This window comes from Streptomyces prunicolor NBRC 13075 (assembly GCF_000367365.1).
In the GTDB taxonomy this organism is placed as follows: domain Bacteria; phylum Actinomycetota; class Actinomycetes; order Streptomycetales; family Streptomycetaceae; genus Streptomyces; species Streptomyces prunicolor.
The window spans coordinates 23,488-36,246 of sequence record NZ_BARF01000008.1 but is presented as its reverse complement, the minus strand read 5'-3'; the positions used below and the strand labels follow the sequence as shown (position 1 = coordinate 36,246).

Below are 12,759 nucleotides of genomic sequence, written 5' to 3'. Positions count from 1 at the left end.
ATGGACGTCGACCTGCGCAAGCTTCGCTACTTCCTCGCGGTGGCCGAGGAACTCCACTTCGGACGGGCCGCGGAGCGCCTGCACATCACCCAACCCGTGCTCTCCCGCCAGATCCGGGTGCTGGAGAGCGAGCTGGGCGTGGACGTGTTCATGCGCGACCGCCGCAGCACCGTGCTCACACCGGCGGGCGAACAGCTCGTCCACGACGCCGGGCCCCTGTTGGCGAACGCGGACGCGCTTCTGCGGCGGGTACGCGCCGCGAGCGAGAGCGTCACCCGCCTCACGATCGGGTTCATGCCGGGGATCACGTTGACCCCCGTCGTCCGCCTGCTGCGTGAGCGCCACCCCGGGCTGGACGTGCGGATGCTGCGCACCGGCTGGCACGACCAGGTGGAGGTGCTGCACGACGCCCGCGCGGATGTCGGCATCGTCCGCCTGCCGATCGACCCGGCGGGCCTGGAGATCAGGCCGCTGTTCACCGAACCGCGCCTCGTCATGGTGGCCTCGTCCCATCGCCTCGCCGGCAAGGAGACCGTGCGAGTCGCCGACCTCGCGGCCGATCACCTGTTGCAGGACCCCGACGCCGTCCCCGAATGGCGGGATATCGCGGTGGAACTGCGCACCGGTGAGCGCCGCCCGGTGCCGGCGATCCACAGCGTCGAGGAGAAACTCGAACTCGTCGCCGGCGGCCAGGGGATCGCCGTGATCCCGGCGTCCACCGCGAACTTCTACACCCGACCCGGCGTCGAGGCGATCCCTGTCGACGACCTCGGCCCCAACCATGTCGCGGCGGCCTGGCCCACCGGGCGGACCACCGGCCTGGTCCAGGAGTTCGTCGACGCCGCGACCGCCCTGCTGCCCGAACAAGTCGTAGAAGCTCACTGAACGAGGGCAGGGCACGGCAGCCGCACCACGACCATGGACCCCCCCGACTCCTTTGACTAAAGTCAAAGAACTATGGAGCCAGTCACGAACCCGGTGTCACCCGCGGACGTAGCGGCCTTCCGGCACTTCAACCGCTACTTCACCCGCCGCATCGGCGCCCTCGACGACCACTACCTCGGCCAGGACCGCCCCCTCGGCGAGGCCCGGCTGCTCTTCGAGATCGGTGACGGCGTCTCGCTGCGCGAACTGCGCGGCCGACTCGCCCTGGACGCGGGCTACTTGAGCCGGATGGCGAAGTCCCTGGAGGCGCAGGGCCTGGTCCGGCTGACCGTGCCCCCGCACGACACCCGCCTGCGCCTGATCGAGCTGACCCCGGCGGGCCGCGTCGAGGTCAAGGAGCAGAACCACCGCTCCGACGCGCTCGTCGCCGGCCTCCTCACCACCCTCACCGCACCCCAACGCACCGAACTCACCCACGCGTTGGCGACCACCCACCGCCTCCTCCGCCTGGCCGGCATCACGGTCACCCTCGTCGACGGCGCCGCCGAGGACGCCCGCGCCTGCCTCGACGCCTACGCCGCCGACCTCGACGCCCGCTTCCCCGAGGGCTTCGACAAGACGGATCTCGTACGGCCCGAGGAGGTCACCGGGGACGCGGGCGCGTTCTTCGTCGCGTACGAGGAGGGGCGGCCCGTGGCCTGCGGGGCGCTACGGACCCTGGAGCCGGGCGTCGGCGAGATCCGGCACGTCTGGGTGCACCCCGCCGCCCGCCGCCTGGGCCTGGCCCGCCGCATCCTCGCCGAGCTGGAACTGGCCGCCGTAGAGCACGAGTTCACTGTCGTACGGCTGGACACGCACGCGGCGCTCACGGAGGCGCGGGCGATGTACCGGGCGTGCGGGTACGCGGAGATTCCGGCGTATGTGGACCATGTGTACGCGGACCACTGGTTCGAGAAGCGGCTGGGGCCGCCACCCCCCACAGCATCGTGAACGCCTTCACCTGTCAGGTGCTTGACCCGGCCTGTCGTTGCTCGACTCGTTGCTCGACGAGTTCGAACGTGATCCCGGCCCTGACCAGCCGGTCGATCAGCGCGTCGCCCATGGCGGCGGCCGGTGTGACCGGACCGACCGTCCGCGGCAGGTCGTCGAAGGCGAGGCTCATCGCGGCTTCGCCGAGGATCTTGGCCGTCTCGGTGTAGCCGGGGTTGCCGCCGGACACCCGGCAGACCACGTGCCGGCCGCCACCGGTGCGGTGGAAGGTGGCGGTGAACGTGCTCCTGGCGCGGACCTCCTCCGTCGGCCCCGCGCCCGAGTCCTTCAACCTGAGCAGTACCGACCGCAGCGGCTTGATCTGCGCGCCGACCAGCAGCGTGACGGCCAGGCCGATGATCCCGGCCGCGGCCGGAAAGCGGCGGGTTCCGATCCAGTGGCGGTATGTGAAGTCCGGTCGGTAGCGGTCGAGGAGCCGGCCCGAGTACGCGATGTTCTGACCGTCGACACCGGGAAACGGCACGAGCCAGAGTCCGAAGCGGCGCGCCGGCCACGCGCTCGGGTTCCGGGAGCGGCGCCCCGTCGGCCGGCCTTCGACGGCGGCACGGGCTCGGGCCGCGGCACGCCACTGACGTAGCCGCGCAAGGTAGTTGACCACCGTGTGGTACGTGCCGCCCGAGAAGTCCGCCGAGGTCTGGACGACCCCGTCGACGGTGATCGGTACGTCCTCGGGAAGGTGCTTGACGGTGAAGTACGTGCCGAGGTCGTGCGGCACCGAATCGAAGCCCGCCGAGTGCACGATCCTGGCGCCGTTGGCGGTGGCGGCAGTGCGGTACTTCACGAACATGGTGTCCACGAACTCCTGCTCCGCCGCGAGGTCGAGATAGTCGGTGCCCGCTTCCGCGCAGGCCTTCACGAGTGCCTCGCCGTACTTCAGGTACGGGCCCACGGTCGTGATCAGGACCCGGGTCGAGGCAGCAACCTTCGCGAGCGCGGCCGGATCGGCGGAGTCCGCCACGAGGATCGGCAGGTCGGGCAGACCCAGACCGTCCCGGACCGCCTCCAGTTTCCGGGCGCTGCGGCCGGCGATGGCCCAGCGGGCGCCGGGAGGCAGATGTTCGGCCAGGTACTCGGCGGCGAGCCGACCGGTGAAGCCGGTCGCTCCGAAGACGACGATGTCGCAGTCGCGCGTAACCATGACCATGGCCATGACTCTTGGCCATCGCCCAGCCGTGGGGGCAGGTGCCGATCGGCGCGGGACTTGTGCGTTTCGGCGGCCGTCAGTCCAGTCATCAGTCCGGCCGTCTCAGCCCGGACATCAGCCCGAACGTCTCAGCTTGGCCATCAGCCTGGCGGTCTCAGCTTGGCCGTCTCAGCACGGCGGTCCGGTACGCGCGCGGCCCCATCCCCTTCCAGCGCCGAAACGCGTGCGAGAAACTGGACACCTCCTGATAGCCGAGTCGTTCGGCGGCCTGGGCGACCGCGAGTCCTTCGGCGAGCATCTCCTCGGCGAGACGCTCCCGGATCTCGTCCAGCAGCTCGCGGTAGGAGGTCCGCTCGGCGGCCAGGCGTTCGCGGAGGGTGCGGGAACTCATCGTCAGTTCACGGGCGACGTGTTCGGCCGTCGGCGGGTCACCGGGTCGGGCCAGCAGCAGGTCGCGCACCCGGCCGGCCACACCGGTGCGGGCGCTGCCGCGGTCGAGCAGTTCCCGGCACTGCTCCTGCGCGAGCGCCTGGGTGTGCGCGTTGGCCTGCGGCATCGGCAGGTCGAGCAGGGCGGCGTCCAGGGCGATCAGCGTCTCGTCGCCGCCGAACTCCGGCGTGACGCGCAGGACTTGCTCGTAGGGCTCCGGGTCCGCGGGCGGGAACGCGAGCACCAGCCGGCGGACCTGGATCCGGGCGGAGAAGAGTTCCCGTTGCAGCGTGGCGATGACCGCGAGATCACGTTCGACGGTGAAGCGCCGCAACGGCTCGGGCACGTCCGGGGCGGTCAGCACCAACTGGGCCTCGTCGCCGGTGCGTCGGAGGTCGAAGCGCGACCAGGCGTACGTCAGGTCGAGGTACTGAAGGGCGATCTTGAGCGCGGCGCCGAGGGTCGGGCTGCTCACCAGGGCGAAACCCCAGAAGCCGAAGGACGTGAGGTGGAAGCGGCTGCCGGCCTCCAGCCCGAGATGGCCCCGGCTGTCGGTCGCCGCGAGCAGGTTGCCGACCACCGCCTGCTCCTGCCGTGCGGTCACCTCGGTTCCGGTATCGCTCAGCGCCGCTTCGGTGAGTCCGGTGCCGGCCAGGGACGCGGTCGCGGGCACCCCGAGCTCGACACCGAGGTCGACCAGCACCGACACGCTGGTCGGCGGCCGAGGAATCTCCCACTGAACCATCGGTGCCTCCGTCCGGGCCTCCGCCGAATCCAACAGCCTTCGAGCCCTCGCCGAATCCAACAACCCTCGCGCCCCCGCCGAATCCAACAGCTTGCGGGCCCCCGCCGAATCCATCAACTCTCGCGGCTCCGCCGAATCCAACAACTCCGGCGCCGACGGACACCTCCTCCCCGCTGATCGAGACGCGGAACATCGAGGTCAGGACGGATCACGGAAGGGCCTGAAGATGGCGCACACCGCCTCGATCGCGATCATCGGCACCGGCTTCGCCGGCCTCGGCATGGCCGCTCGACTCAAGAGAGCCGGATTCCACGACCTGACGCTCTTCGAGAAGGCCGACGACGTCGGCGGTTGCTGGCGGGACAACACGTACCCCGGCGCCGCATGCGACGTCCCCTCACACCTGTACTCGTACTCGTTCGCGCAGAACACCGCATGGTCCCGACGCTTCGCACCGCAGGCCGAGATCCACCAGTACCTGCGGGACACCGCGGACACGTTCGGCATCACGCCCCACATCCGCTTCAACTCCCCTGTGACGACCGCGGAGTTCGACGAGGAATCGGCCACCTGGACCATCACCCTCGAGGACGGATCCGTCCACGTCGCCGACATCCTCATCGCCGCCACCGGCCTCCTGAACCGTCCGCTCGTCCCCGGCATCCCCGGCCTCGACACCTTCCAGGGCGAGCAGTTCCACTCCGCGACCTGGAACCACGACTACGACCTGACCGGAAAATCCGTCGCCGTCGTCGGCACCGGCGCCTCGGCCGTCCAGTTCGTCCCGGCCATCGCGCCCCGCGTCGCGCGACTGACCCTGTTCCAGAAGAACGCCGCGCACGTCATCCCCAAGCCGGACCACCCCTACGCTCCGATCGCCCGCACCGCGTTCCGCAGGATCCCGGGCTTGCAGCGACTCTCACGCTGGCTCACCTACTGGCAACTGGAGCCACGCGGCGCCGCGTTCACCAGGTTTCCCCGGCTGCTCAAGATCGCCGACCGGCAGTTCCGGCGCCATATCGCGCGCCAGGTCACCGACGACGCCTTGCGCACCGCACTGACCCCCGAGGACCCGATCGGCTGCAAGCGCATCCTCCTCTCCAACGAGTACCTGGCGTGCCCTGTTCGGGGCGATGGTCCCACTGGCCGCCCTGCTCGCCCTCGCGGTCACCCTCACCGCACCCCGCACGGAACGCTCCACGCACAGCAACCTCGACCCCACCGGCACCGCCCTCCTGACCACCGGCCTGGTCGCGATCCTCTTCGGCATCATCGAGGGCCCGGCCTACGGCTGGACCTCCCCGCGCCTCATCACGGCGTTCGCGGCAGGCGCCGTACTCATAGCGGCCTTCACCGCCCACGCCCTGCGCTCCCGCACCCCACTCCTCGACCCGCGCGTCTTCACCTCCCCCACCCTCCGCGCGGCCACCCTCGGCACGGCCACCGGCTTCTTCGGCCTGTTCTCCCTCTTCTACGTCAACTCCCAGTACCTGCAAGAGATCAAGGGCTACGGCGCCGCCGTCACCGGCGTCGCGATCGTGCCGCTGACGATCGGCATGGCCCTCGTCCCGAAACTCGCCGTCCGCTGGTCGCACCGCCCACGCCCGGTCATCGGCACCGGTCTCGCCCTCATCGGCCTGGGCCTGCTGGGCGCGTCCACCGCCGACGCGGGCACCCCGTACTGGACGTACGCCTGCTGGCTGCTCGTGATCTCGGCGGGCACCGGGCTCTCCATGCCCGCGCTCACGGTCGGTGTCGTCACCTCGCTGCCGCCGCACCGGACGGGCCTCGGTTCCGGTCTCGGCACCTCGGCCCGCGAACTCGGCGCGGCTCTGGGCGTGGCGGTCACCGGCACGATCCTGGCCGCCCACCCCGACCTCGCCCACGGCATGGCCCCGGCACTGCGCACGGTCGCCCTGATCGTCCTCGCGGCCACCGCGATCGTGATCATCGGCCACCGCGACCGCAAGACCACCACACGCACTATCGCGTCCGACGAGAAACGCGTACTATCGCGTCCAGCCCGCCACTCCTGATCACCAACTCCCCCCACGCGCCGCCCAGTCGAGGAGCCCGCAGTGCCGTCCACCCTCCTGAACCCCGTCCTCGACCTGGTCACCCTCCGAGCCACCGTCACCGCGGCCGAACCGATCACCACCCGCATGCGCCGCCTGCGCATCGAGAGCGACGCCCTCACCGGCCTCGACGTCCGCCCCGGCCAACAGGTCCGCGTCCTGGTCACCGGCCTGACCCTGCGGACGTACTCCGTGTGGCGCTACGAGCCGTCCGGCGCCGTCGAGTTGTGCGTGCTGGACCACTCCGAGGGGGGACCCGGGGGTCGTTGGGGGAAGAGCGTCGGCATCGGCGAGCAGGTGCGCCTGCGGAAGCCCGAGGGCACCTTCACGCTCCGCCCCGACGCCTCCCACCACGTCTTCGTCGGCGAGGAGACGGCCTCGGTCGCCTTCGGCGCGATGCTGGCCGCACTGCCGGAGGGGGCGCGGGTCTCCGGCGCCGTGGAGACGGAATCGGCGGCGGACCGACTGCCGTTGACGCACTCCGAGCGCCTCAACTGGCTGACCAGGGGCGGGACTTCACTCCCGGACGCCGTACAACACCTCGCCCCCGAGCCCGACGGCATCGCGTACGTCGCCGGGGAGGCCCGTACCGTGCAGCAGGTCCGGCAGGTGCTCGTACGGGAGTTGGGCTGGGACCGGCGTTCCGTCCTCACGAAGCCGTTCTGGGCGCCGGGGAAGAAGGGGATGGAGTAGGAACGCGCCCCCGCCCAAGGGCAGTTCGCCCCCGCCTACCGGCAGTTCGCGCCCGCCGGGCAGAAGGAGCCGAGCGCCGCGGTGAGCGGTGCGCGGACCACGGCGGGATCGAGCGACTCGGGGCCACTGGACCGGACCGCGTAGAGCGAACCGTCCCCCGCCTCGAAGCGATGGTCGATCACCCGACGCCCACCGTTGCCCTGGTCGTCGTAGCGATAGGTCAGTTCGGCCCAACTGGGCCCGGCGGCACGGTCGATGACTTGATAACCGGGCTGGCGGGCGAAGCCGTAGCCGGGGTCGTTCTCCGCGAGATCCAGGGACTCGGCCGGGGAGTTCTCGGAGACGCGGAAGATCTGGAGGCGGCGGGTGCCGTCCGGGGAGTCGTAGGTGACCACCGGGGCCTTCGCGCCCTGCCGTTGGGTACGGGTCCAGCCCTTGGGGACGTCGAGCGTGTAGCCGGTGGGGTCCTGGACCGTGCGGTACGACGGGGCAGCAGCAGCCGATCCGGATCCCGTCGCGCTCACGTGATCGTGCGTGCCGCGGTCGTGCGTGACGTACCAGACCCCTCCCCCGGCACCCGCGCCCAACACCACCGCGAGCGCCACCGCGAGGACCAGCCGCCAGGCGCGACGGCCGGAAGCGGGCGCGGGGGCGGGAGTTGGAGCCGGGACGGGAGCCGGGAAGGGAACCGGTGGTGACACCCACGGCGGCGGGGTCAGCGAGGTCTGCGTCTCCGCCGTCGACCACACCGACCAGGGCGCCTGTCCGCGCTCCTCGCTCGGCTCGCGTTCGGCACTGAAGCCGCCCCAGTCACTCATCACGAAACCCCCGAATCACCCACCACTTACCTCTTCCGAAGTTAGCGGCGGAAACAGGGAACGGGCCCCGCTCCGGTCGTAACCGGAACAGGGCCCGCGCAATCCCGTGACAGAGCCGTCGAGAACGGCCCCGCGAATGCCTGGGGGACGACTAGATCAGGCCGAGGGAGCGGACCGCCTCGCGCTCCTCCTCCAGCTCCTTCACCGACGCGTCGATGCGGGCGCGGGAGAACTCGTTGATGTCCAGGCCCTGGACGATCTCGTAGACGCCGTCCTTCGTGGTGACCGGGAAGGAGGAGATGAGGCCCTCGGGGACACCGTAGGAGCCGTCCGACGGGATGCCCATGGAGGTCCAGTCGCCGTCCGCCGTGCCGTTGACCCAGGTGTGGACGTGGTCGATCGCGGCGTTGGCGGCGGAGGCCGCGGAGGACGCGCCGCGGGCCTCGATGATCGCGGCGCCGCGCTTGGCGACGGTCGGGATGAACTCCTCGGCCAGCCACTTCTCGTCGTTCACGGTCTCGGCGGCGTTCTTGCCGGCGACCGTGGCGTGGAAGATGTCGGGGTACTGGGTGGCGGAGTGGTTGCCCCAGATGGTCAGACGCTTGATGTCGGCGACCGTGGTGCCCGTCTTCTTCGCGAGCTGGGTCAGCGCGCGGTTGTGGTCCAGGCGGGTCATCGCGGTGAAGCGGTCGGCCGGTACGTCCGGGGCGGCGGCCTGCGCGATGAGCGCGTTCGTGTTGGCCGGGTTGCCGACGACGAGGACCTTGATGTCGTCCGCGGCGTTGTCGTTGATGGCCTTGCCCTGCGGCTTGAAGATGCCGCCGTTCGCGGAGAGCAGGTCGCCGCGCTCCATGCCCTTGGTGCGGGGGCGGGCGCCGACGAGGAGGGCGACGTTCGTGCCGGCGAAGGCGACGTTCGGGTCGTCCGTGATGTCGATGCCCTGGAGGAGCGGGAAGGCGCAGTCGTCGAGCTCCATCGCCGTGCCCTCGGCGGCCTTGAGCGCCGGGGTGATCTCCAGGAGACGCAGCTTGACCGGCACGTCCGCGCCGAGCAGCTGGCCGGAGGCGATACGGAAGAGCAGGGCGTAACCGATCTGGCCGGCCGCGCCGGTGACGGTGACGTTCACGGGAGTGCGGGTCATGGCGTTCTCCGTTATGACAGCTGGCGGTGGGGCGGCACTGCCCCGGGGTGCGGGACGTACAAATGATCGATCTCTTGGCGTCGAGAGATCCACCGGTCAGGCTATCGCGCATCCGCGATCCCGGACTCCCGGGTCCGTGTGGCCCACCCCACAGAACCAGGCTCCCCGCACAAATGAGGCGGCCGTCCGGCTCGGGAGAGGAACACCGGACGGCCGCCGTGGGGGCACCGGGGGTCCGGACTCCCGTGGGGGTACTTTCCGCCTGCCCCCGATCCGGAGGGGGCATTCCCCACGTTCACAGAATCCCCACAGACCCTCGCCCCTAGGACCCTCCCTAGGTGGTGCACCCCTTCTGCCCCGACGCCAGCGTCACGCAGGCCTTCGCCTCGCCCGCGTCCTTCACGGCCACCATCGGCGTGTAGGCGATGGCGTCACCGCCCGCCGTGATGCTGTCGGTCTCCTTGGCGGTCCCCGCGCTGACCTGCACGGAGTCCCCCACCACACCCGTGGTGATCCGGCCCCAGGCGGCACCGCACGTCTTGCTGTAGCGGACCTCGACGACGGTCGTGCCGACGGTCGCGGTCTTGGCGGTGGTCACCGCGCCCGCGTCCGTGGTGCAGCCCATCGCCTCGGCGTCCTTGCCGGTGCAGCCCGCGTCCACGCACTTCACCCCGGGCGGCAGGTCGGGGTTGGCGCCGGCGGACGCCGAGGCCGAGGTGTGCGCGGCCCCGGCCTCCTTGTCCCCACCGCCCTTGTTGGTGAACAGGAACACGGCCGCGATCACGACCAGCACCCCGAGGACCCCGGCCCCGAACATCAGCGCCCGCCGCCCGACACCGGACGACCCGGATCCACCGGACGGCCCGGACACCTCCGGTATACGACCCGGCCCGCCGGGCTGCGCCTGCCCCGGCACCGGCCCGGACGGCACCGCCGCGGAACCGTCCCCGCCGCCGCCCGTCTGCTTCGGCCCCGAATACCCGGCGATCCCCCACGAGTTGGCGACCTTCGAAGCACTCTCCCGCACGTCCTTCGAGGCACTTTCCCGTACGCCTTCCCGTACGTCCCTCTCGGGCGCCGTCGGCTGCGGCGGCACCGTCGGGGACACTCCCGCCGGGCCCGCGATGCCCGGGGTGGCGGTGACGCTGCCGCCGCCCTTACGTGCCGTCTTGCCACTCGGCGCGCTCGCCGGGGGCGCCGCGGGCTCACCCAGCGCGTCACGCGCCTGGGAGATCCGGAGCGCCTCCATGGTCAGGTCGTGCCGCATCTCCGAGCGGCTCCAGGCGCGCTCGGCGAGCTCCCACATCGTGGTCAGATGAACGGGATCGGTACCGGTGACCTCGGCCAGGGCGACGATCGCGCCCTTCGGTGCGAGGAGCCGGCCGTTGAGGTAACGGTCCCAGGATGTCTTGCTGTAGCCCGTGCGGTCGGCCACCGCCGCGATGCTCAGGCCGCTGCGGTCCACGAGCCTGCGCAACTGGCTCGCGAACTCTCTGACCTGCGGATCGAGTTCATCCGGCAAGGCCCTCCAACGAGGCATTGCTTTCCCCCCTCTGCCCTGAATTGCCCACGCTAACGCGGTTGTTGGTCGAGTTCGTTGCAAATCCGCAAACTTGTCAATACATCGACACACCGGACGCACAGTGGCGTTCACCCCAGCACGACGACTCCCGCGACAGCCATGAGGAACATCAGAAACAGCAGCGCCAACGCGTACCGGAGCAGCCGTCCGCCAGGCCCGCGTTCCGCCTTCTCCGTCTCCTCGGGCGGTGTGTCCCACCAGGGAAGGGTCGGATCGTCCCGGTACTCGTCCCCGCCCACGCCCTCCGCCTTCGCCGAAGGCACCTCCGGTCGGGGCCAGGCCTGGACCGCCAACTCCCAGCGCACGCCGATGCGTTCGGAGTCGACACCGGCCACCCGGCACAGGGCGAGCACGGCCTGCCGGGGCGGCGGCTGGGTGGCGTTGAGATAGCGGTGCCAGGAGGACTTGCTGTACGCGGTGCGCGCGCCGAGCGCCACCAGGCTCAGCCCGGTGCGGTCCTTGAGGAGGCGCAGCTGTTCCACGAAGTGCCGTACCTCCGCCGGGAGTTCGTCCGGCAGCGGCTGCCAGCCGCCCATCGCGCTTCCTCCGCCCGCTCACGCGCCCGCCCCGCTTGCCCGTTCCGAGCGAAATGACGACACCGGAAGGGGAACGGTTCCCTCGTCGCCGGGCGGTGCGGAGCCCGTAGCGAAACGGTCACCTCCCTGCCACAGCGCGCCGACAGGTATTGAGCGGGACCCCCACCGGGCGCCACGGTGAATGCAGACGGCGGCGCGTCCTTGCTCGGGGGAGGGGACGGGCCGCCGTCGTGCGTCGTGAACTGCCGGGCGCCGCGCGCCAGTTACTGATTCCTGGTCGCTAGTTGCTGTTGACCGTGTAGTGCAGCGTGTCCTTCAGATACGGGATCGTCAGCCACGGCTTCGGCTGCGCCATCATCGCCAGCAGGACGATCGCGAGGCCGAGGATGCCGTAGGTGACGATGTCGGTGAAGCGGGAGCGTACGGCGAGCATGCCGACGTCCGGCATGACCCAGCGCAGGACCGCGCCGGCCAGGAGCGCGGCGCCGATGAGCAGGGTGCCGTAGCGGAAGACGTCGAAGGCGGTCAGGAGGAGGCCGAGGCCGACCGTGCCGAGGATGGCGAGGATCGGCCACTGGCGGGCCGGTGCCGGGGCGTCGCGCGGGGCGGTCCGGCCGCCGCCCTCGGGGCGGGCGGTGTCCCGGGTGAAGAGGGGGAAGCGGCGGGTGGTGCGGCGCGGGTTCCCGTCGGCGTCGGGGGCGCTGACCGGGTCCGTGACCTCGATGTCGTCCGTGACCTCGGTGACCTCGGTGTCCTGGGTGCCCTCGGTCTTGCCGGGGTTGTTGTCAGGCGACACTGCGCTCCGCCGCCTCGACCACGTTGACGAGCAGCTGGGCGCGGGTCATCGGGCCGACTCCGCCGGGGTTCGGGGAGATGAAGCCGGCCACCTCGGCGACGCCCGGGTGGACGTCGCCCACGATCTTGCCGTCGGCGCCCCGCGAGACGCCGACGTCGAGGACGGCGGCGCCCGGCTTCACGTCCTCGGGCCGGATCAGGTGGGCGGAACCGGCGGCGGCGACGATGATGTCGGCGCGCTTGAGGTGCGAGGAGAGGTCGCGGGTGCCCGTGTGGCACTGGGTCACGGTGGCGTTCTCGCTGCGCCGGGTGAGGAGGAGCGGCATGGGCCGGCCGATGGTCACACCACGTCCGACAACGACCACCTCCGCGCCCTTGATCTCCACGCCGTAGCGGCGCAGCAGGGTGAGGACGCCGTTCGGGGTGCAGGGCAGCGGGGCGGGCTCGTTCAGGACGAGTCGGCCGAGGTTCATCGGGTGGAGCCCGTCGGCGTCCTTGTCCGGGTCCATGAGTTCGAGGATGCGGTTCTCGTCGATCCCCTTGGGAAGCGGGAGTTGGACGATGTACCCGGTGCAGGAAGGATCCTCGTTCAGCTCCTTCACCACCGCCTCGATCTCCTCCTGCGAGGCGGTGGCGGGCAGTTCGCGCTGGATGGACGCGATGCCCACCTGGGCGCAGTCCCGGTGCTTGCCGGCGACGTACTTCTGGCTGCCGGGGTCGTCCCCGACCAGGATCGTGCCGAGGCCGGGCGTGACGCCCTTCTCCTTCAGCGCCGCCACGCGGGCGGTCAGATCGGACTTGATCGCGGCTGCGGTGGCCTTGCCATCGAGAATCTGGGCGGTCATGGACCCATCCTCGCGGATGAC

General features: G+C 71.0%; 11 protein-coding genes and 2 pseudogenes. 5 read left to right on the top strand and 8 right to left on the bottom strand.

Annotated features, from left to right (window positions below; genetic code table 11):
* Positions 1 to 885, top strand: a complete 885-nt coding sequence (locus tag SPR02S_RS04125) for a LysR family transcriptional regulator (protein ID WP_019055659.1) — start codon at positions 1 to 3, stop codon at positions 883 to 885.
* Between the two features lie 72 nt (positions 886 to 957).
* Positions 958 to 1,875, top strand: a complete 918-nt coding sequence (locus tag SPR02S_RS04120) for a bifunctional helix-turn-helix transcriptional regulator/GNAT family N-acetyltransferase (protein WP_019055658.1) — start codon at positions 958 to 960, stop codon at positions 1,873 to 1,875.
* 13 nt (positions 1,876 to 1,888) lie between these two features.
* Here the strand turns inward: SPR02S_RS04120 and SPR02S_RS04115 are convergent, their stop codons facing one another.
* Complete coding sequence (locus tag SPR02S_RS04115) at positions 1,889 to 3,079, bottom strand: saccharopine dehydrogenase family protein (RefSeq protein WP_019055657.1); 1,191 nt, start codon at positions 3,077 to 3,079, stop codon at positions 1,889 to 1,891.
* Positions 3,080 to 3,233: 154 nt separating this feature from the next.
* Positions 3,234 to 4,253 carry an AraC family transcriptional regulator gene (locus SPR02S_RS04110; RefSeq protein WP_019055656.1) on the bottom strand — a complete coding sequence of 340 codons (1,020 nt, stop codon included), beginning with the start codon at positions 4,251 to 4,253 and terminating at the stop codon, positions 3,234 to 3,236.
* 226 nt (positions 4,254 to 4,479) lie between these two features.
* On the opposite strand from SPR02S_RS04110, the pseudogene SPR02S_RS66080 reads away from it, so the two are divergent.
* The 3 genes and pseudogenes from SPR02S_RS66080 to SPR02S_RS04095 all read left to right on the top strand — a co-directional run.
* A pseudogene (locus tag SPR02S_RS66080) lies at positions 4,480 to 5,046 on the top strand (flavin-containing monooxygenase); the annotation flags it as partial.
* A gap of 316 nt (positions 5,047 to 5,362) precedes the next feature.
* Positions 5,363 to 6,289: pseudogene (locus SPR02S_RS55080) on the top strand (MFS transporter); the annotation flags it as partial.
* Positions 6,290 to 6,331: 42 nt separating this feature from the next.
* Positions 6,332 to 7,021, top strand: a complete 690-nt coding sequence (locus SPR02S_RS04095) for a siderophore-interacting protein (protein WP_019055652.1) — start codon at positions 6,332 to 6,334, stop codon at positions 7,019 to 7,021.
* Positions 7,022 to 7,056: 35 nt separating this feature from the next.
* Here SPR02S_RS04095 and SPR02S_RS04090 read toward each other — a convergent pair whose 3' ends face one another.
* From SPR02S_RS04090 to SPR02S_RS04065, 6 genes are all read right to left on the bottom strand, one after another.
* The gene (locus SPR02S_RS04090; protein ID WP_019055651.1) at positions 7,057 to 7,839 is read right to left on the bottom strand and encodes a serine/threonine kinase C-terminal domain-containing protein; all 783 of its coding nucleotides are present in this window, start codon (positions 7,837 to 7,839) and stop codon (positions 7,057 to 7,059) included.
* A gap of 151 nt (positions 7,840 to 7,990) precedes the next feature.
* On the bottom strand, positions 7,991 to 8,980 hold the full coding sequence (locus tag SPR02S_RS04085; RefSeq protein WP_019055650.1) for a malate dehydrogenase: 990 nt from the start codon (positions 8,978 to 8,980) through the stop codon (positions 7,991 to 7,993).
* A 334-nt stretch (positions 8,981 to 9,314) separates the two neighbouring features.
* Complete coding sequence (locus SPR02S_RS04080; RefSeq protein WP_019055649.1) at positions 9,315 to 10,502, bottom strand: helix-turn-helix domain-containing protein; 1,188 nt, start codon at positions 10,500 to 10,502, stop codon at positions 9,315 to 9,317.
* 128 nt (positions 10,503 to 10,630) lie between these two features.
* Entirely contained in the window at positions 10,631 to 11,098 is a 468-nt protein-coding gene (locus SPR02S_RS04075) for a helix-turn-helix domain-containing protein (protein ID WP_019055648.1), read from the bottom strand.
* 280 nt (positions 11,099 to 11,378) lie between these two features.
* Positions 11,379 to 11,822, bottom strand: a complete 444-nt coding sequence (locus SPR02S_RS04070) for a DUF3017 domain-containing protein (protein ID WP_052346911.1) — start codon at positions 11,820 to 11,822, stop codon at positions 11,379 to 11,381.
* 61 nt (positions 11,823 to 11,883) lie between these two features.
* Complete coding sequence (locus SPR02S_RS04065; RefSeq protein ID WP_019055646.1) at positions 11,884 to 12,738, bottom strand: bifunctional methylenetetrahydrofolate dehydrogenase/methenyltetrahydrofolate cyclohydrolase; 855 nt, start codon at positions 12,736 to 12,738, stop codon at positions 11,884 to 11,886.
* Between the last annotated feature and the right edge of the window lie 21 nt (positions 12,739 to 12,759).